This is a genomic window from Paenibacillus sp. FJAT-26967 (assembly GCF_001541095.1).
In the GTDB taxonomy this organism is placed as follows: Bacteria; Bacillota; Bacilli; order Paenibacillales; family NBRC-103111; genus Paenibacillus_F.
On record NZ_LMXH01000001.1, the window covers coordinates 986553 to 1007182 of the forward strand.

Sequence of the window (20630 nt, forward strand, 5' to 3'; positions counted from 1 at the left end):
CCGAAGCATTCAAAAATTAGTCAAAATATTTGTCGGTAACGAAGGTACGCTATGTTATAATTATTATTGTTAATTGCAAAGAAAGGTAGGTGTGCCCTGTGCATATTGTCGTCGTCGGACTTAATTACCGTACAGCTCCCGTAGCGATTCGTGAGAAGTTCACGTTCACCGAACAAGAACTGTCCGAAGCGCTTTTGGAACTGAAAGAGACAAAAAGCATATTGGAATGTGTTGTCGTGGCCACTTGCAACCGTACAGAAATCTACGCCGTGGTCGATCGCGTACACATTTGCGGGCACTACATCCGTAAGTTTATGGAAGATTGGTTTGAGATTCCGCGTACGGAATTCAACAGCCATCTATATATATATGAACATGACCGGGCGATTGAGCATCTGATGCGGGTAGCCAGCGGTCTGGATTCGATGATTATCGGCGAAACCCAGATTCTGGGGCAAGTGAAGAATGCTTATTACACGGCCCAGCAGCTTGGTGCCACGGGCACGTATTTCAATACTTTATTCAGACAGGCTATTACGATGGCCAAACGGGCTCATTCCGAAACTTCCATCAGCGACAATCCCGTGTCGGTCAGCTACGCCGCTGTAGAACTCGGCAAACGGATTTTTGGCAGCTATGAAGGCAAGAAAATCCTCATTGTCGGAGCCGGCAAGATGAGCGAGCTGACCGTTAAGCATTTGTATTCAAGCGGAGCGCAGCGCGTTGACGTGTTGAATCGTACGTATGAGCGGGCTCTGGAACTTGCAGGGAAGTTCGGCGGGAGAGCTTATCCGATGGAACAGCTGGAAGAACGCCTTACAGAAGCGGATATTGTCATATCCTCCACGGGATCGAGTGATTATGTACTGACGAAGAAACAATTGCAGTCCGTACTTCCGAAGCGTAAGTCCCGGCCGCTTTTCATGATGGATATTGCAGTACCGCGTGATTTGGACCCTGAAATTAATGATCTGGGAGATGTCTTCCTGTACGATATCGATAATCTGGAGGCTATTGTGGACAGCCATTTGAAGGAACGGCAGAAAGAAGCGGTTAAGATCGAGGCGATGATCAGCGATGAAATTGCCGCATTCGATCAATGGACCAAGACACTGGGTGTTTCTCCGGTGATTCATGCCCTCCAGGCCAAAGCAAACCTGGTACACCAGGAAACGATGGAAAGTCTGTTCAAGAAGCTTCCCGATCTTGAAGAGCGGGAAATGAAAGTGATTCGTAAGTTAACGAAGAGCATTGTCAATCAAATGCTTCGCGACCCGATTCTATCCATTAAAGAGATGGCCGGAGAGAAGAAAGGCGAAGAAGCGCTTGAAATGTTTACTAAGATTTTTGCGTTAGAGGAACTTATGGAGGAGCAGGAAAGAGCGGAAGCATTGGCAGATGCGCGCGCCGATGCAGCAGAAGCGTCGCAGGCGCATGCCAAGGAAGAGCTTGCAGGCAGCGGATTCAGTCTTCAGCCGGCGCTCGCCCACTCCTGATCTCACGGTTCTCCGAGACAGAGGAAGGAGACAACCGATGGTTACTCGCAGCATCTGGTACGATGCGATTATTTATTTATATGCCCTGAGCCTGCTGTTTTACTTCTCTGATGTTGCGCGCGCGAATCGGAGTGCGAAACAGTTAGGAACGGGGCTGCTTTATTTTGTGTGGGTCCTGCAAACGGCGTATCTCGGCTACAGCTTGTATGAGCATCTGGGCCGTTGGGTGTTCTCTATGTTTGAGACCTTATTCTTATTTTCATGGGTGCTGATTACCGCTTCATTGGTGATCAGCCGGTTTTACCGGATTGAGCTGGTGGTGTTCTTCGTAAATTTGTTCGGTCTTGCCGTACTCGCATTGAACTTCTTCAGCGATTCACATGTATCACCGTTAATTGATCAATGGAACATCAATGATGAATTGCTTTTTATCCATGTATCGCTAGCGGTAGGCAGTTACGCAGCTTACACGGTCTCATTCGTATTATCCGGGATGTACTTGTTTCTTCACCGCAAACTTAAGCGGAAAAGCTGGACGGCAAGCATGAAGAAGATGCCTTCGCTGGAGAAAATAGAGCGGTATACATATGTTAGTGTGGTTATCGGTACACCGCTTCTTATGCTGGCGTTGTCGCTCGGCGTCGCTTGGGTATTGATTGAGGATAATGTGTATCTGCTGTGGGACACCAAAGTGATTAACTCACTTCTCGTCTTATGCGCATACGGATTCTATCTTTTCCAGCATCATTCATTAAGCATGACGGGACCGAAGCTGGCCAAGTGGAATCTAGCCGCTTTTGTCATTGTTCTGCTGAACTTTATTTTGTCGAATGGCTTCTCAGGATTTCATAACTGGGAAATGACGGGGGTGGGGCAATGAACCGTGAATATGCGGCTATGCTGAAGCTGACTGGCAGACCCTGCCTGGTCGTTGGCGGCGGGGCGGTGGCAGAAAGAAAAATCGCAGCGCTGCTGGAAGCCGGGGCGGATGTAACGGTAATCTCCCCTTCCGTAACGCCTGCGATCCGGTCCTGGGCTGAAACCGGCGGACTGAGCTGGCTGTCGTTTCATTACGGAACTCCAGAAATAATAAGAAATCACGAATTAGAAGGTTCGGAAAAAGATCCGGTTAACAAGGGCGGAACTGTTTTTCCGGACCTCTCTCCATATGTAATCCTATTCGCGGCTACAGATAGCCGCGAGGTGAACGATCTGCTCCGGCGTGAAGCGGACAAGCTGGGCAAGCTCGTGAATATAGCCGATCAGCCGGATACCGGCAATATGACCGTACCCGCAGTTGTTCACCGCGGCAAGCTGACGCTGACCGTGTCTACTTCCGGTTCAAGTCCGGCATTGGCAGCGGAGATACGCCGCGAGTTAGAGAGTGCATATGGGCCGGAGTATGCCCCCTATGTGGATTTTCTGAGCGAGCTCAGAGAGACCATGCGCGAACGTATTCCGGATACACAGAAGCGCCAAGAGCTGCTGCGAAGGGTTCCCTCCTGGAATGTGCCGGAACGCATCCGAGCAGGTGATTTCGAGATTTGGCGCAAAGAAGTCCTGCATACGCTTAAGGAGGCTTCTTCTCCTGAAGAGTTCACTGCCGCATACGTTTCGATCGGTCCGTTCTTCTAGAAGGATAGTAATCCGAGCGGAAATGATGGATAATAAAGGATGCAAAAGAACGGGCGTTAAGATCAGGCCTGGGACATTGGCTTTGATGAATTACCTTACAAGCGAAGGCTTTTAGCAGAAACGGGAGGATATAACTTATGCGTACGATCGTAGTCGGAACCAGGCAGAGCGCTCTGGCGCTTACCCAAACCAATCAAGTTGTGGATGAGCTCAGAGAGCTTAGCCGGCAGCATGGAATAGAATGTGACTTTGAAATCCGCAAAATTGTGACAAAAGGAGACCGCATTCTGGATGTGATGCTGTCGAAGGTAGGCGGCAAGGGGCTGTTCGTGAAAGAGATCGAGCAGGCCATGCAGGACGGCGAGATCGACATCGCCGTACACAGCATGAAGGACATGCCATTCGAGCTGCCGGAAGGACTTGTGATCGGCGCTATTCCTCAGCGCCAGGATCCCCGTGACGTGTTGATCACGAAGGGGGAGACTTCCCTGGACGAGCTCCCTCAGGGAGCGCTCGTCGGTACGAGTTCGCTGCGGCGCGCTTGCCAGCTGCAGCACAGCCGTCCGGACCTGCGCATCCAGTCGGTCCGCGGGAACATTGATTCGAGAATGCGCAAGCTCGAAACGGAAGGGTTCGATGCGATTGTTCTGGCCGCAGCCGGCCTTCACCGGATCGGCTGGCAGGATCGCATCAGCGCCTACGTGCCGGCTGAGGTGTGCGTACCTGCAGTCGGGCAGGGGGCGCTCTGCATTGAGAGCCGGGCGGACGATGAGTTCGTGCTGAATCTTCTCGGGAAGTTTCAGCATGAAGATACGGCGCTGGCCGTCCGGGCCGAGCGCAGTTTCCTCGGCAGACTCGAGGGAGGCTGCCAGGTTCCGCTTGGCGCATACGCGACGGTCGAGCACGGAAGCGGGGGCGCTCAGCTGACGATTACGGCGATTGTCGGATCGCCGGATGGAGCTGAACTGCTGAAGGAGACGCTGAGCGGCAGCGATCCGGAAGCGCTCGGCCGGGAAGCGGCGGACAAGCTTATCGCGCGCGGCGCGGACCGCATACTGGCGGAGGCTTACGAGAACAAAGCGATTGACTAGCCTCTCGCTTTGCGGATGGATCGGCAGATTACGAATGGGGTTTTGAGAAGGAGTGGAGCTAGTGGGGAGAGGGAAAGTTTATTTGGTTGGCGCAGGTCCCGGTGATCCTAAGTTGATCACCGTACGCGGCATGGAAGCGATCCGGCGTGCCGATGTCATTGTCTACGACAGGCTGGCCAGTCCCAGGCTGCTTAAGCACCGCAAGCCGGAATCGGAACTGATATTTGTGGGCAAGACACCGGACAAGCATATGATGAAGCAGGAGAATATCAATCAGCTCCTGGTCGATTTGGGCCTTCAGGGTAAAATCGTGACACGTTTGAAAGGCGGAGACCCGAGCGTATTCGGCCGGGTCGGGGAAGAAGCAGAGCTTCTCGCCGAGCATAACGTCCCTTTTGAAATTGTTCCGGGTATTACGTCTGCCATAGCTGTGCCTGCCTATGCGGGAATACCGGTGACTCACCGGGACTTCACTTCTTCCGTTGCCATTATTACCGGGCATGAATATCCGAATAAAACGTATACGAAGCTCGATTGGGAGCATTTGGCCAAAGGGATCGGCACGCTTGTCTTCCTGATGGGCGTAGCCAATCTGGAGCAAATCAGCGAGCAATTGATTCAATATGGAAAACCGGCCGATCTCCCGGTAGCTCTAATACGCTGGGGAACATGGACGGAGCAGCAGACGCTGGTGGGGACGCTGGCTGATATTAGCCGCAAAGCCAAGGAAGCCGGTTTCGAGTCCCCCGCCGTCATTATTATCGGCGAAGTTGTCAAGCTTCGCGAGAAGCTGGCCTGGATTGAGAAGAAGCCTCTCTTCGGCAAACGGGTTCTCGTTACGAGAGCCCGCAGCCAGGCGAGCGAGCTTGTCGAGCTGATCGAAGAGCTCGGGGGGGAGCCGCTGGAATTCCCGGTTATCCAGATTCAGCCGCCGAGCAGCGCCGAGGCCCGGCGTCTGCTGGATGAAGCCATCGGCAGGCTTGAGGAATTTGATTGGGTCGTATTCACGAGCGTGAACGGCGTAGAGTTCTTCTTCCGGCGTATGAGGGAACTGCGCCAGGATTTCCGGGTATTGGCGGGGGCGAGCATTGCCGCTGTCGGGCCCAAAACCGCTGAGGCGCTGGAAGCTCACGGGATCTATACCCAGACGCCGGTTCCCGGGCAATTCGATGGAGATGAGCTGCTGAAAGAGCTTGGACAGGTTGTCCGTCCTGGCCAGCGCGCTCTGCTCGCAACCGGCGACCTCGCCCGCAAAGCATTGCCGGAAGGTCTGCGCAGCATGGGACTCGAGGTGACGGAAGTAGATGTCTACGAGAACGTGCTGTCTACGGAAGGCGGAGAAGAGGTACTGAATCTTCTTCAGGAAGGGAAGATTCACATTACGACCTTCACAAGCTCGTCAACCGTGACGAACCTGATGGAAGCGCTGAGCCGGCTCGGAGCGGAAGACCCGTGCGCTTTGCTGCAGGGTACGGAAACCGCGTGTATCGGCCCCAAGACGGCGGATACGCTGGCCCGCTATGAGATCGCTGCAGCTTACATGCCGCCGGAAGCGACTGTTGCTTCTCTAGTTGAAACGATTGCTTCGGGACGCAGGACCTTAAACTATGCGGGCCTTGAGACTCCCGGTTCCTGAGATTCTACAGGCTTATAGACAACTGAGCAGCACTTCAATAAACGATTCTTTAAATACTCGATTGGACAGGAAGCTGCGGGTGATAGTTTTCCGAAGCGGCTTTCTATTCATGTGTTTAACTAAGGAGGCAGTTTCAATGAGTTTTCCAGTTGTAAGACACCGCCGTTTGCGCGGTTCCGCGGCGATGCGTAATTTAGTGCGTGAGAATGCGCTGTCTGTGCATGATCTTATCCAGCCGATTTTTGTAGAAGCGGGAACGAATGTGAAGAGTGAGATTCTCTCCATGCCGGGCGTTTACCATTTTTCTCTAGACCGCCTGGAAGAAGAGATTCATGAAATATCGGAACTGGGTATTCAAGGGATTCTGCTGTTTGGCGTTCCCGAAACGAAGGATGCTGTAGGCTCCTCTGCTTTCGCTGAGGATGGCATCGTCCAGCAGGCAACCCGTCTGATCAAAAAATGGAATCCGAATCTGCTTGTGATCGCCGATACCTGCCTGTGCCAGTTTACAGATACGGGACACTGCGGAGTGGTTCATCACAATCCGGAAACCGGCTGTGCCGATATCGCTAATGACGAGTCGCTGGAACTTCTGGTCCGCACCGCAGTTTCCCAGGCCAAAGCCGGCGCAGATATCATCGCCCCTTCGAATATGATGGACGGTTATGTTCATGCGATTCGTACCGGCCTTGATGCCGAGGGGCTGGAGCATGTGCCTGTGATGGCATACTCGGTGAAATACTCCTCCGCATACTATGGTCCTTTCCGTGATGCGGCACACTCAACTCCTCAATTCGGTGACCGCAAGACCTATCAGATGGACCCGGCCAACTCCCGCGAAGCACTACGTGAAGCGGAGAGCGATGTGCTCGAAGGCGCGGACTTCCTTATGGTGAAGCCTGCACTCGCCTATCTGGATGTTCTTCAAATGCTGAAACAGAACTTTGACCTCCCGCTTGTGGCTTACAATGTCAGCGCCGAGTATTCGATGGTTAAGGCTGCCGCTCAGAACGGATGGATTAACGAGAAGGAAATCGTGCTCGAGACGCTGCTTGGTTTCAAACGTGCCGGAGCCGATATCATTCTGACATACCATGCCAAAGACGCGGCGCGCTGGTTAAAAGAGTCTTAAGGCAGGTTTTTTGTGATACGATTGGAATCTCTCCGCATGATCCTGACAAGGTGGTGCGGAGAGTTTTTTCAATCGCATAACGTCACTCCGTGGTATGAGCAAACAACAACACATTTATTTTGACGCTTTGTCAAACTTTTGTCGGAAAGGACTGGCAGGGCGCGGTTGTGAGGGAGTTATAATTAGGGCATAATGGTAACAAATCATGACAGGATCAGGAGAAGGTGTCTCGTGATAAACAACGATCGTTTTATTAGAGCAAGCCGTAAGGAAGATGTGGATCAACTGCCTGTGTGGTACATGCGCCAAGCTGGACGCTACGACCCGGATTACCGCAAAATTAAAGAAAAGTATTCTTTGCTTGAGATTTGTAAGCAGCCTGAATTAGCAGCTGAGGTTACGCTGATGCCGATTAAGAAGCTTGGCGTAGATGCAGCTATTTTATATTCGGATATAATGAATCCGGTAGCTTCTCTGGGAATTAATTTCGACATTGTAAAAGATGTTGGCCCCGTCATTGAGAATCCGATTCGTTCGGGCGAGGATGTAGCCCGTCTGAAGCCGATTGATGTGGAAGCTGATTTGTCTCACGTTATTGAAACGATCCGCATTCTGGATCGGGAGCTTACGGTACCGCTTATTACGTTTGCAGGAGCTCCATTTACGATTGCCAGTTATTTAATCGAAGGACGCCCTTCAAAGAACTACATACGCACCAAGGAAATGATGTACGGCAGTCCGCAAATCTGGTTCGCACTCATGGATAAACTAGGGGATATGGTTATCACCTATCTGCGGGCGCACATTGCAGCGGGGGCAAAAGCCGTCCAGTTGTTTGATTCGTGGGTGGGGGCGCTGGCTCCGGAAGATTTCCGGGTATTCGTGCTTCCTACCATCCAGAAAATTTTCCGCGGACTTGAAGATTTGCCGCAGCCCAAGATCTACTTCCCGGGCGTCAGTTCGGGCGAGCTGCTGCCGCTTCTTACAGACCTTCAGGCGGATGTTATCGGCCTTGACTGGCGCGTTTCGATCTCGGAAGGCCGCCGCAGATTAGGCAGCCGCTATGCCGTCCAAGGAAACCTTGATCCATTTGTGCTGACGGCTCCGATGGAAGTCATTCAAGAGCATGCGAAGCGGATCATTGATGATGGCATTCAAGAGCCGGGTTATATTTTCAACCTCGGGCATGGATTGTTCCCGGAAGCGTCTTTGGATAAACTCAAAGAATTGACTGATTTCATACATTCGTATTCCGCCAAAGCAATTGCAGAGCGGAACGCGGGCAAGGGGGTCTAAGACATGGAAAAGCAGAAAGTCGGCGTTCTCGTCATGTCCTACGGTACGCCCCAGAGCATGGATGATGTGGAGGCCTATTATACGCACATCCGGCGCGGAAACAAGCCAAGTCCAGAGCAGCTCGGGGAGCTTACGAGCCGTTATGAAGCGATCGTAGGGGGAGTATTCCCTCTTCGTGAGCATACCGATAATCAAGTCTCCGGTCTGCAGAAGACGCTGCAGAAGGAACATCCGGACGTGGAGTTCGTTTGTTATCAAGGACTGAAACACGCACAACCTTTCATTGAAGACGGTGTGGATTCAATGGCTGAGAGCGGCATAAAAGAAGCGGTCGGAATCGTTCTGGCGCCTCACTATTCCACGATGAGCATTGCCAGCTACAACAAACGCGCAAAGGAAAAAGCGGCGGAGCATGGCATTAAGATGGCGTGCGTTGACAGCTATCATCTGCATCCGAAACTTCTTCAAGCTCTGTCGGAGCGGATAGAGCGCGCACTAGAGAAATTCGCCGATGCAGACCGCTCCAGCGTACGTGTTCTATTCTCGGCACACAGTCTGCCGGAGAAAATTCTCGAACTCGGCGATCCGTACCCCGAGCAGCTTCTGGAGACTTCCAGAGCTGTCGCGGAGAAGACGGGCGTGACGAACTGGCAGTTTGCCTGGCAGAGTGCCGGACGGACGGCTGCTCCTTGGCTCGGACCGGACATTCTGGATGTGCTGCGTTCCGTAAGCGAAGAAGGCGTAGAGCGTGTCCTGATCTGTCCGATCGGGTTCGTCTCGGACCATCTGGAAGTGCTTTACGATATCGACATTGAATGCCGCCAGGCGGCGGAAGAGCTCGGCCTGCATTTGGAACGGACAGAATCGCTTAATACGGATCCTCTGTATATGGAAACGCTCAGCGATGCGGTCTGGAACAAATACGGCGAGTTAAAATCACAGGATTAATGATCACCAGGGGAGCGCTGAATTCGGGCGCCCCTTTGCATTTTTATAATCCGGATTTCCGAGGAAGTCCGGGCAGAAAGGGACGTTGACTATGAGCCAGGCACGGAAAGTGATCGTTATCGGCGGAGGCATCACCGGCATGACGGCAGCTTACTATCTGAAAAAAAGGTTGGATGCCGGCGGTTTCAAAGCTGACATCACTCTGGTTGAGGGAGCGGAAAGTCTGGGCGGCAGAATCAACACGCTTAGAAAGGACGGCTTCGTGATTGAGAAGGGGCCGGATTCTTTCTTGGCGCGCAAGCTTCCGATCATTGAACTCAGTAAGGAGCTTGGACTTGAGGATGAGCTGACCGGCACTAATCCCGAGGCGAAGAAGACGTATATCCTTCGCGACGGCAAGCTGCATCCGATGCCTCCCGGTCTCGTGCTTGGCATTCCGACGGAGCTCGGCCCGTTCATGAGAACGGCTCTCGTATCTCCCGCCGGTAAGGCGCGCGCACTGCTTGATCTCATCCTCCCCAAGAAGGAGGAGCCGGGGGATGAGTCCCTGGGCCACTTCCTCGAGCGCAGGCTCGGCAAGGAAGTGCTGGAGCAAGTTGTGGAACCGCTGCTTGCAGGCATTTATGCGGGAGATACCTTCGCGCTGAGCCTCCAGTCCACCTTCCCGCAGTTCGGGGAATTGGAGCAGGAGCACCGCAGTCTCATCTACGGGATGATGAATAACCGCAAGCAGACACAGCTGGAAGCAAGAAACTTGCCGGTACCCGGACGTAAGTCGACGTTCCTTACTTATAAGAACGGGTTGAGTACGCTTGTGCAGCGGCTTGAGGAAGTGCTGCGGGACAGCGGAGTAAATATCCGTACCGGTGTGAAAGTAACGGGCCTCCAAAAGCAGGGGGGACGTTACCGGGTTGCACTGGGTAACGGGCAGACGGAAGAAGCGGACAGTGTCATTGTAACGCTGCCGACTTATCATACGGCAGAGCTCCTGGGTGAGCTAGCTGGCGTGGAGAAGCTCAAAGCGATCAACTATGTGTCCGTTGCGAATGTGGTGCTTGCTTACCGGCAGGAGGATGCCAATGTATCGTTCGATGGTTCAGGGTTCCTGATCCCGCGGCTAGAGGGACGCAGCATTACAGCCTGCACATGGACCTCGACGAAGTGGCTTCATACGGCTCCGGAGGGCCATGTCCTGCTCCGCTGCTATGTAGGCCGCTCCGGAGCGGAGGACTGGGTAGAACTGAGCGACGGGGAGCTGGTCGCGAAGGTGCGCCAAGATGTCGCCGAGCTGATGGGAATAGAGGCGGAGCCTCTGTTCCATGAGGTGACCCGGCTTCACCGCTCGATGCCGCAGTACCCGGTCGGCCATCTGGACAACATCCGCGAACTGCGCAGCGAGCTGGCGGAACAGATGCCCGGCGTCTATGTTACCGGCGCAGGGTTCCACGGGGTCGGGCTGCCGGACTGCATCAGGCAGGGGCGCGACACGGCCTATGAAGCGGCGGAGCGGCTGATGGCTTCGACTGCCGTGGACGGCATAGACGGCGTGGCGGCTTCAGCAGCTCCTGGGCGGCAAGCGTGATCGTAAGGCGGGACTAGAACTTAAAGCGTGATCGAATCGAAGACGCAAGGTGACCGGAAATGCGATTGGAAATGCGATCAAATGCAATCAAATCAAATCCAATCAACATGCAATAAAATGCGATCAAAATGCGATCAAAATGCGATCAAAATGCGATCAGAATGCGATCAGAATGCGATCAAAATGCGATCAAAATGCGATCGGAAACGCAAGCGCAAACGTGATCTTGAAGCGCTGATCTCTGCCGGATTAACCCATGTGATCGGCACAAGAGCCGATTGCCGTGTATAATAAAGGATACCGGCTGTGAAGCCAGGCTCTTCTCTTATGAGAATGGCTTTCGTCTTCTCGTATATTGACAGAGAAGAAACAACTATGACCCAGGGGGTTATTGTCTAATGGAAATGAACCACAAGCGAATAGATACCCGATCAGCCGAAGCTTTTGCCGAAGCTAAGCAGTATCTTCCCGGAGGAGTGAACAGTCCGGTACGCGCTTTCAAATCAGTCGGCTTGACGCCTGTGTATATGGAGCGCGGAGTCGGACCTCGCGTGTATGATATCGATGGCAACGAATACCTCGATTATATCGGGTCTTGGGGGCCGCTTATTCTCGGACATGCCCAGCCGGACGTGATTGAAGCTGTCCGCTCCATGGCCGAGAAGGGCACCAGCTTCGGTGCGCCGACTCTAATCGAAACGGAAATGGCCAAGCTTGTTGTGGAGCGTGTGCCGTCCGTTGAAATCGTACGTATGGTTAATTCCGGTACGGAAGCTACTATGAGTGCGCTGCGCTTGGCGCGCGGATACACGAAGCGCAACAAGATCGTTAAGTTCGAGGGCAGCTATCACGGCCATGCGGATGCGCTGCTGATCAAAGCCGGTTCCGGCGTAGCGACTCTGGGCCTGCCGGACAGCCCGGGTGTACCTGAGTCGGTTGCCGTGAACACACTGACTGTACCGTACAACGACCTTGATTCCATCCGTCTTGTGTTTGAGAAATACGGTGAAGACATCGCCGCTGTTATCGTCGAACCGATTGCGGGCAATATGGGTGTCGTGCCGCCGCTTCCCGGATTCCTGCAAGGACTCAGGGACGTAACGACAGAATATGGCGCAGTTCTGATCTTCGATGAGGTGATGACCGGATTCCGTGTCCATTTGAACTGTGCGCAGGGATTATACGGAGTGACTCCTGACCTCACCTGTATGGGTAAAGTGATCGGCGGCGGACTTCCGGTCGGCGCTTATGGCGGACGGAAAGAAATCATGGAGCAGATAGCTCCGAGCGGACCGATCTATCAGGCAGGCACTTTGTCGGGCAACCCGCTGGCGATGGCGGCGGGCTATACGACCCTCAAGCTGCTTGGAGAGCCGGGCGTATACGAGGGATTGGAGCGCAAAGCCGCCCGTCTTGAGGAAGGTTTCCTGGCGAATGCCAAAGAAGTCGGGATTGCCAGCACGATTAACCGCGTCGGTTCGATGGTATGCCCGTTCTTTACCGGGCAGCGCGTCATCAACTACGAGACGGCCAAAACATCGGACTTGTCCGTGTTCACCCGATATTTCGGCAATCTGCTTGATTTGGGCGTTTCTGTAGCTCCTTCGCAATTCGAGGGAATGTTTGTGTCCACGGCTCATACGGACGAAGATATCGAGAGAACGATCGAAGTTCAGCGTGAAGCACTGAAAAGGCTTTAACGGAGTGGGGCAAGGCTGTAGAATCCCTTTAACGTGAATGGATCGCCGGTTTAACCGGCGGTCTTTTTGTTATTTGCGTCCTGCGGACCGCTGTCTAAATATTGTGGTCCGTTGGCGCTTCTTTAGCTGCTGCCACAGCAACATCGGCAATTCCTCCTGGTCCGGTTGGACTGCCGGTGGAGGTCTGCGATTGCGGGGTAAACGGCTAACCAGATCCGCCAGTGGACAGGGACTTTGAATGCTGCGGAGGAGAACAGCGGGCAGGGCAGGCTTCATTTCTTTTGAGAACGGAATCTGGTAAAATGATCTAGACTTTTTGAGAGAAGATCGGAGCTGAGTTAAGGTTGAAGCGCTACTACTTTTTTGATTTCCCGATCGATTTAATCGCGGTTGTTTGTGTGTTTGTACTGCTGCTCGCCGGCTGGGCAGCCGGGATGAGGAAAGGGGGAAGACGCCATGATGCACGCGGCAGGCAAGCGAAAAGGAGAATGGATTGAGCTTATGGTGCCGGCTGAGCGGGCAACATGGGAGGATGTGTATCCGTTTCTGCCTATCCCGCAGAAACTCTGGCGCAAGCTGGAACGCGAAGGAGGCATCCGGAATCAGGGGCCTCGTCTGCTGCTGCGCATCTTCCCGCAGGAAGCCCCATCGGTTCCGGCTGAATGGACGGAACTGGAGATTGTGTACGAGGACGATTATCTCCTCGTCGTCAACAAGCCCGCCGGGATGGCGGTTCATCCCGCGGAGCCCGGTCAAGGCGGGACACTGGCGAATGCGGTAGCCGGCTATTATGAGTCGACAGGCCAGGGCTGCGCCGTCAGGCACATCCACCGCCTCGACCAGGATACGAGCGGCGCTGTGCTGTACGCCAAGTACGAGCTGCCGCATGTACTGCTGGACGAAGCGATGCGCGAGAAAGCCATCGAGCGCATCTATGCGGCCGTATGTGCAGGGCATCCTGCGCCGCCGGCCGGTACTGTGGCGGCTCCGATCGGGAAGGACCGGCACCACCGCAGCCGCAGACGGGTCTCGCCCGGAGGCGATCATGCCGTTACGCATTACCGGACGCTGCAGAGTTTCCGGGGAGCTGCGCTTCTTGAGCTGCGCCTTGAAACCGGACGGACGCACCAGATCCGCGTTCACATGAGTTACCTGGGGCACCCGCTTCTCGGGGATACGTTGTACGGCGGATCACCGAAGTTGTTCGCGCGTCAGGCGCTGCATGGAGCACGGCTGCTGCTCCGGCACCCGATCACAGGGGAAGAGCTGGATCTTGAGGCCTCCTACCCGGATGATTTTAACGCTCTTCTTGCAGCGCTTTTGCATAAAAACTAAATTGGCAGTCATGCCGTCCTCCTTCTACCCATATATATAAGATAGAACGGGTGGTCCTGCGGTAATTCATATGTTTAATAAGGGACAACCGAAGGGAGGATGGCAGTGTGACAGAAAAGCAGAACGGTCTGCGATTCGACATTTATGAACGCGTTCATTTGGCGGACGAAGCCGCCGACATACGGGATCTTGAAGATGTGGAACTGGTTCCGCGCATCCAGGTCATTACCCAACAGGAACAGGCGCTGCTTAAAGGGAGCCTGCTGCTGAATGGAAGTTATCTGGATGATGAGGAAACAAAGCGCACGCTGGAACACTATATCCCGGTCGAAATTACGCTGCCTTTAAACCGGGTGCAGCGGATCGAGGATATTCTTGTGGAAATTGAGACGTTTGATGTAGATGTGTTGTCTGCCCGGAGTATAAATGTAACGGGAGTTTTGTCCTTACACGGGGTGGAGACGGCTCTGGGTGGCGGGGTGTGGGCTCAGGAGGAAGAAGTTCTCTTCGTTCACGAAACCGCAGATAGGGCTGACGAAGAACCGGTCCAGCAGATCATTCATACCCAGTATACGGGGGATTCGCAGCCGTTCCGGCAGCAGCAGCAGTTCCAGTCCGGTGCAGCTTACCAGGAGCAGCAGCGTCAGCAAGACACGGGAAACCGGCAGCAAGAGCAGTCAAGGAATCCATCTGAAAGTGCGGCATATTCGGACGGGCCAGCCGGGGATTCTTATCTGTCCACCTACGGGAACAATCCATATGCTTCTTTAGAGGCGGATAATCCGTGGCTTAGAGAGGCGCGTTCAGAGCGGCAGGAGCCCAGAGCGGAACCGACGGATTTTAATCCCTGGGAGGTACAGGAGCCAAACCGGCATACCTCGGCGGATGAGCGGGTCTCTTCGTCTTTCTCCGATTCGGATAGCAGATTCGGAGAGTTGACACTGAGTCAAGTCGCCTCGGATCAGAAGCCGGGTATCCAAGAGTCGGCTGGGCCCGACCTATCCGAAGAAGACGGTGGAGAACGGATACCGGAATCTTCTCCTGTTGCTGATACGGAATCTTCGGCGGAATCAAAGATACATGGGCAGCCGGAGCTTAAGCCAGCCGGGGAGTTCCTGCAGCAAGATGTTCAAAAGAACGAAACGCAGGGGGCCGAGGAGAAGCGGGAGAACGATCTGGCATTTGAAGAGCAGCTGTATACAGAAGTAGAACAGGCGGAAGCCTCAGCCGAACCTGCTGCGGAGGAAGAGCCGAAGGAGCTTAAGGTAGCGTTCGGAAGCAGAAGGCCGGGAGATGATGCATCCGGTCACCAGAGCGGGATTCATTCCCTTTATTCAGGCTCCGCTGCAAGCGACCGGACGGACCGTAAAGAACGGGAAGCGGAGATTCCGGTGACGGAAGAATTCAAAGCGGATGCTTTGGAATGGAAGAAGCTCTTTATTAACGGAGAGCAGGAAGTGCAGAAGTTTCGTAAAGTCACCATGTGCATTGTGCAGAAGGAAGAAACGATCGAAACGATTGCGAGAAAATATGAAGTAAACGCCAGAGAACTGCAGCTGTACAACCGGCTCGAGGAGCAGGATGTCAATGCAGGGCAGATTCTGTATATACCGAGATCCAAAACGAGCGGGGAATAACGTCCGCATGTAAGGCTGCTTTAATCCTTTATTGCCAGGGAGCTGCTTAAGCGGCTCTTTTTTTGTGCTGTCCGGCGCTCAATGCAGTAATCCATCGGTAAATCCTGGATAAAACGCTTCAAAAACAGCCCTTGAGTCCGGCAAAGATTGGGCTGAAAGAAGGAAGGTTTTTCTGGAATTGTGTCCCGGGTCACTGCCGGAGGACTCTAAAACCCGTGAAAGTACGAAAAACAGAGGGTTTTCGCTTATTATTCCAAGGCAGTGGAACAGGGGAAGCCGGAAAAACGGCCGATTTGGACGGCATTTTTTATTTATCGCACGAATCTGCCCGGATAGCCGGGATCATTTTGATCCAGTATGTCCCGGGTTTGAATGGAACTAGGTCTTTGTTCTGATTATTCCGATTAACATGATAGGTTTAATGTCGAACTTATTTTATGACCTCAAAATACATCCCTAAGACCTACACTAGTTACCCTGGCCTATACCCCGAAAATCACCGGGTCCAAATAACCGCGTCTAGGACCTGTCTTTCGAATCAACTCTTCATAATTCTCTTACGACCCCCTCAAACCGCCTACGGCCTGGCCTAGGGCAGACTGCTTCTGTTTTTTAATAGGCAAACAGATATAAATTTTTCATAAAGGCATAGTTACAAAGGTCTGCATCATATTAACCTGACTAGACCTCGAAAGTAAGAATAAAACGAGTGAAAAAGCTGGTTTATTATCAAAAAATTACAAAAATGATAAAATCAGAAAAATCCAATCGGGAATTCCTGCTCATAACAACCATTGGTAAAATAAGCTATAGTAACTAGTCCAATTTATAACCTAGCTCCCTCCTACAATCCATACGATTTGTGACATAATTTTAGTAACATTCGGATCTGGAGGTAAATGAATGATTGATATGCATACTCACATCCTTCATGGTCTGGATGATGGGCCTATGACTCTGGAAGATTCAGTCGAAATGGCGCGTATGGCTGTGTCGAATGGAATTTCCACGGTTTTTGCCACTCCTCATCACCGGACGAGCCGTTACTTCACTTCTCCAGAAGAGATAGAAGCAGCGATAAAAAAGCTCAGCGAGGCTCTTGCCGAGAAAAGAATTCCGCTTGATGTCAGGGGCGGGCAGGAGATTAGGATTACGCGCAGCTTGATCGATGATTGGTATGACGGGGGCCTACTTACTCTTGGAGGAACCCGCTATGTGCTGATTGAATGTCCATCGCATGAAATTCCTGATGACCTGGCAGAGATCTGCCACGAACTGTCTATTCTCGGGAAAGTGCCGGTTATAGCGCATCCGGAACGGAATAGGGCGGTAGCGGAAGACCCGGATAAGCTGCTGGAGCTTATGGAGTGGGGAGCTGTTTTTCAAATGACGGCGGACTCACTGCTTGGCACATTCGGCCCTAGAGTTGAGACGCTTGCCCACGACTTGTGTTCTCGGCGTCTCATTCATTTGCTGGCGTCAGATGCGCATGATCGGGTAAGAAGACCGTTCAGGCTCAGGGAAGCTTATTCACGGATAGAAGAGCGGATTGATGGGGATTTTGCGGAATATTGCCGCAGCAATGCCCGGCTGCTTGCCGAGGACGCTCCCTTGCAGCATGGGGAGCCGGTTGCTTCCAAGCCACGAGGGCTGTTCGCCATTTTTCGCTGAGCCGTGCCCATGCGCGCTTTAAGATTACGCAGCGGTAATCGGTTTTTGCTTTAATGTATGAAAGTAAAAACAATACGGTGCGTACAGCCTTAATAGTCCGCCAAGTTGATGAAACGCAAGGAAAGTGAGGGATTGAATGTTGTGAATATGGATTTTGAAATTAAACGTTATTTATCCGTTCTGCGTAAAAGGTTCTGGCTGATCATTCTCATTGTGTTTGTCGGATGCTCGGCTACGGGGGCGGTAAGCGCCCTGTATTTAACCCCGAAGTATCAGGCATCCACGAAGCTGATCGTAAACTCTCCTGCCAACAGCCAGGGGATGCTCCAGCTTGATATGAATGCCATCAATACGAATATAAGTCTTATCCACACGTACAAAGAGATCATTAAGACACCGGCCATTATGAATCTGGTTGTAGAGCAGCATCCTGAATTCGGTCTGACTGCAGAGGAACTAATGAAACGCATTCAGTTTACTTCGGTTAGTGATACACAGATCTTTACACTGAGTCTGCAGGATGCCAAGTATGAAAAGGCCGCTGTTATCGTAAACACGGTCGCTCAGATGTTCCAGAAGCAAATTCCGAACATCATGAAGATCGACAATGTGTTTATTTTGCACGAGGCGGATCTAACCAAAATACCGGCGCCCGTTGAGCCTAATGTCGCTGTAAATACAGCGGTCGCTTTCGTTGCTTCGCTGATGTTTGCCATTGGTCTTGTATTCGCACTTGAATATTTCGACGACTCGCTGAAGTCCGAAGAGGACATTGAGCATTACCTGGAGCTGCCCATGCTGGTTGCTGTGCCGGAAATCCGGCCGGGCGATATGAAACCGAAGCGGGCCCCCTCAGGAAAGGTAGGTGAAGCAGCCGGTGTCCAATAAAGGCAGACCTATTATTGCGCATACCAATCCCATGTCCCCTATTTCGGAAACATACCGGACCCTGCGAACCAACATTAAATATTCCGGCGTCGACGGGGACATCCGTACACTGATGGTTACATCCGCCACTCCCTGGGAAGGCAAGTCGACTACGATCGATAATCTTGCGGTGGTTTATGCACAGATGGAAAAGAAGGTGCTGCTGATTGACGCAGATTTGCGCAAACCTACGGCTCACCGAACCTTCGGTCTCACCAACCGTGCAGGATTGACGGACGTGCTGACCCATCAGATTGAGATCGGCGAAGCGCTCAAAGAAACAGAAGTGCCGGGGCTGAGCGTCATAACATCCGGTACGATCCCGCCCAATCCATCCGAAATTCTCGGATCTCAGCGGATGGCACATTTGCTGCTGGAGCTGAAAGAGAAGTTCGATGTCATCCTCATTGACACGCCACCGGTACTTGCCGTCAGCGATGCGCAAGTAGTTGCGTCCCAGTGCGATGGTGTACTGCTCGTGGTAAGCGCCGGGGGCGTCAAGCGGGACCTGGTACAGAAAGCGCGTGACAATCTGCAGTTCGTGCATGCGCGCATTCTGGGTGTAGTACTGAACAAGGTAGCCCGTAAAGATGCGAAGATGAACACCTATTACGATTACAGCAGTTGAATTAACCAGGCGGTCTGTATGAAGTCTACAAGGAGGGAAGAAGATGAGCTATTCAAAACGGACGCCCATGCTGGTACTGATCGACATGATCATGGTATGGGCCAGCATTTACCTTACTTTTTTGTCGCATTACCGGGGCGGGATTCCGCCCGAGGTCATGAGTGTCATTATGATGTATACACTCATATCCGGAGTCGCACTGGCTTGCGCGATGTTCTATTTTCAGCTGTACAACCGGATTTGGCAGTACGCAAGCGTCGGTGAAATGGTGGCGATTGCCAAAGCCGTCGTTGTTTCTTGTCTGATCTCCTATGCAATTATATCGTTTCTGTCTGCGGGCGAAATTACCCTGTACATGTTCCTGCAGAACCTGAACGGCATCCTGCTGATGCTGGGAGGTTCACGCTTTATCTGGCGGGTCTTCTGCGATAAGTTCTATGGCAGCAGCTCCAGAAGCTCCAAAAAAAGAGCAGGCAAACCCGCCCAGCGGACGCTTGTGGTCGGTGCCGGCAGCTGCGGCGTGATGTTCGTGAAAGAAGTTGCTCACAATGAGAGCTTCCACATGCAGCCAGTCGCGTTCATTGACGACGACCCTTACAAACAGAAGCTCCAGCTCCACGGAATACCCGTTATGGGTACCCGTCACGATATTCCTAAGCTTGTTGAACAGCAGAAGATCGACGACATTATCATTGCGCTTCCTTCGGTTTCCAAAACACAAATTTCGGATATCATCAACATTTGCAAAACGACAAAGGCGCGTCTTAAGATCATTCCTCATATCCATGAATTCATTCAGGGAAAAATGGCAGCCAACCAGATGAGAGATGTGCAGGTCGAAGATTTGCTGGGGCGCGACCCCATTGACACGGACCTCGAGAATATCGCGGACTATGTGCAGAATAAAATTGTCCTGGTCACCGGGGCAGGCGGCTCGATCGGCTCGGAGCTTTGCCGGCAGGTAGCGCCGTTCAAGCCGAGGAAGCTGCTTCTGCTCGGACACGGGGAGAACAGCATTTACGGCATTGAGATGGAAATGAGGCGGCTGCACCCGGGACTGCAGATCGAGACGGTCATTGCCGATGTTCAAGACCGGACCCGGATCGCCGATGTATTCCGGGAATTCGGCCCGCAGGTGGTCTTTCATGCGGCAGCGCACAAACATGTTCCGCTCATGGAGCGCAATCCTTCCGAAGCGATTAAGAACAATGTATTCGGCAGCCGCAACGTAGCGGAATGTGCTGACGAATTCGGCGCCGAGCGCTTCGTGCTCATCTCGACGGATAAAGCCGTCAATCCGACGAGCATTATGGGAACGACGAAGAGGATTGCCGAGATGTTCATCCAAAGTCTGGACAAACACAGCAAAACGAAGTTTGTGGCGGTCCGGTTCGGTAACGTGCTCGGCAGCCGGGGCAGCGTAATCCCGAGATTCAAAGATCAGATTGCCCGGGGAGGTCCGGTAACCGTTACTCACCCTGAGATGGTCCGATATTTCATGACCATTCCTGAAGCCGTTCAGCTTGTTATCCAGGCAGGGGCGTTCGCGCAGGGCGGCGAGGTATTTATTCTCGATATGGGCAAACCGGTCAAGATCGTCGATCTTGCAACGGATCTCATCCGGTTATCCGGCTATGAGCCGAATGTCGACATCGACATCCAGTTCTCGGGGATCCGGGAGGGAGAGAAGCTGTACGAGGAACTTCTCACCAGTGAAGAAGGCATGTCGTCCACGATGCACGACCGGATCTTTATCGGCAAGCCGATGAACATTAACCGGACAGAGCTTGAATTCGAAATGCGCAGGCTGGAGCGTGTACTGGGCAGCGAACCGGAGGAGATCCGTGCCCTGCTGCAGCATCTGGTCCCTACATACCGCAATGTTTCGTAAAGCCACAAGGGGATGGAAGAACCTG

Annotated in this window: 16 protein-coding genes; all 16 read left to right on the forward strand. The window is 52.9% G+C overall.

Going from position 1 to position 20630, the window contains the following annotated elements; translation table 11 throughout:
* The first annotated feature begins 98 nt into the window (after positions 1-98).
* The 16 genes from hemA to AR333_RS04415 all read left to right on the forward strand — a co-directional run bounded on the left by hemA (position 99) and on the right by AR333_RS04415 (position 20605).
* Positions 99-1496, forward strand: coding sequence for a glutamyl-tRNA reductase (gene hemA / locus AR333_RS04335; RefSeq protein WP_068774078.1), 1398 nt, complete (start codon positions 99-101; stop codon positions 1494-1496).
* A gap of 37 nt (positions 1497-1533) precedes the next feature.
* Positions 1534-2376 (forward strand): cytochrome c biogenesis protein, encoded by an 843-nt coding sequence (locus tag AR333_RS04340; protein ID WP_068774079.1) that lies wholly within the window; start codon positions 1534-1536, stop codon positions 2374-2376.
* On the forward strand, positions 2373-3131 hold the full coding sequence (locus AR333_RS04345) for a bifunctional precorrin-2 dehydrogenase/sirohydrochlorin ferrochelatase (protein ID WP_068774080.1): 759 nt from the start codon (positions 2373-2375) through the stop codon (positions 3129-3131). The genes AR333_RS04340 and AR333_RS04345 overlap by 4 nt, the downstream gene beginning before the upstream one ends.
* Before the next feature lie 137 nt (positions 3132-3268).
* Positions 3269-4222, forward strand: a complete 954-nt coding sequence (gene hemC, locus AR333_RS04350; protein ID WP_068774081.1) for a hydroxymethylbilane synthase — start codon at positions 3269-3271, stop codon at positions 4220-4222.
* Positions 4223-4283: 61 nt separating this feature from the next.
* Positions 4284-5858: a uroporphyrinogen-III C-methyltransferase gene (cobA, locus tag AR333_RS04355; RefSeq protein WP_068774082.1), complete on the forward strand. Its 1575-nt coding sequence runs from the start codon at positions 4284-4286 to the stop codon at positions 5856-5858.
* A 136-nt stretch (positions 5859-5994) separates the two neighbouring features.
* A complete protein-coding gene (gene hemB / locus AR333_RS04360; protein WP_068774083.1) occupies positions 5995-6990 on the forward strand; it encodes a porphobilinogen synthase in 996 nt (331 codons plus the stop codon).
* A gap of 231 nt (positions 6991-7221) precedes the next feature.
* Positions 7222-8286, forward strand: coding sequence for a uroporphyrinogen decarboxylase (hemE, locus tag AR333_RS04365; protein WP_068774084.1), 1065 nt, complete (start codon positions 7222-7224; stop codon positions 8284-8286).
* Between the two features lie 3 nt (positions 8287-8289).
* Entirely contained in the window at positions 8290-9234 is a 945-nt protein-coding gene (hemH, locus tag AR333_RS04370; RefSeq protein WP_068774085.1) for a ferrochelatase, read from the forward strand.
* Between the two features lie 91 nt (positions 9235-9325).
* Positions 9326-10816, forward strand: coding sequence for a protoporphyrinogen oxidase (gene hemY / locus AR333_RS04375; RefSeq protein WP_068774086.1), 1491 nt, complete (start codon positions 9326-9328; stop codon positions 10814-10816).
* Positions 10817-11214: 398 nt separating this feature from the next.
* A complete protein-coding gene (gene hemL, locus AR333_RS04380; RefSeq protein WP_068774087.1) occupies positions 11215-12516 on the forward strand; it encodes a glutamate-1-semialdehyde 2,1-aminomutase in 1302 nt (433 codons plus the stop codon).
* 456 nt (positions 12517-12972) lie between these two features.
* On the forward strand, positions 12973-13851 hold the full coding sequence (locus tag AR333_RS04385; protein WP_253735709.1) for an RluA family pseudouridine synthase: 879 nt from the start codon (positions 12973-12975) through the stop codon (positions 13849-13851).
* Positions 13852-13958: 107 nt separating this feature from the next.
* On the forward strand, positions 13959-15488 hold the full coding sequence (locus AR333_RS04390; protein ID WP_068774088.1) for a LysM peptidoglycan-binding domain-containing protein: 1530 nt from the start codon (positions 13959-13961) through the stop codon (positions 15486-15488).
* A gap of 903 nt (positions 15489-16391) precedes the next feature.
* The gene (locus tag AR333_RS04400) at positions 16392-17159 is read left to right on the forward strand and encodes a tyrosine-protein phosphatase (protein ID WP_068774090.1); all 768 of its coding nucleotides are present in this window, start codon (positions 16392-16394) and stop codon (positions 17157-17159) included.
* A gap of 141 nt (positions 17160-17300) precedes the next feature.
* Positions 17301-18047 (forward strand): YveK family protein, encoded by a 747-nt coding sequence (locus AR333_RS04405; RefSeq protein WP_068775118.1) that lies wholly within the window; start codon positions 17301-17303, stop codon positions 18045-18047.
* A gap of 31 nt (positions 18048-18078) precedes the next feature.
* On the forward strand, positions 18079-18714 hold the full coding sequence (locus AR333_RS04410) for a CpsD/CapB family tyrosine-protein kinase (protein ID WP_068775119.1): 636 nt from the start codon (positions 18079-18081) through the stop codon (positions 18712-18714).
* Between the two features lie 43 nt (positions 18715-18757).
* Positions 18758-20605, forward strand: a complete 1848-nt coding sequence (locus AR333_RS04415) for a nucleoside-diphosphate sugar epimerase/dehydratase (protein ID WP_068774091.1) — start codon at positions 18758-18760, stop codon at positions 20603-20605.
* Positions 20606-20630: the final 25 nt, after the last annotated feature.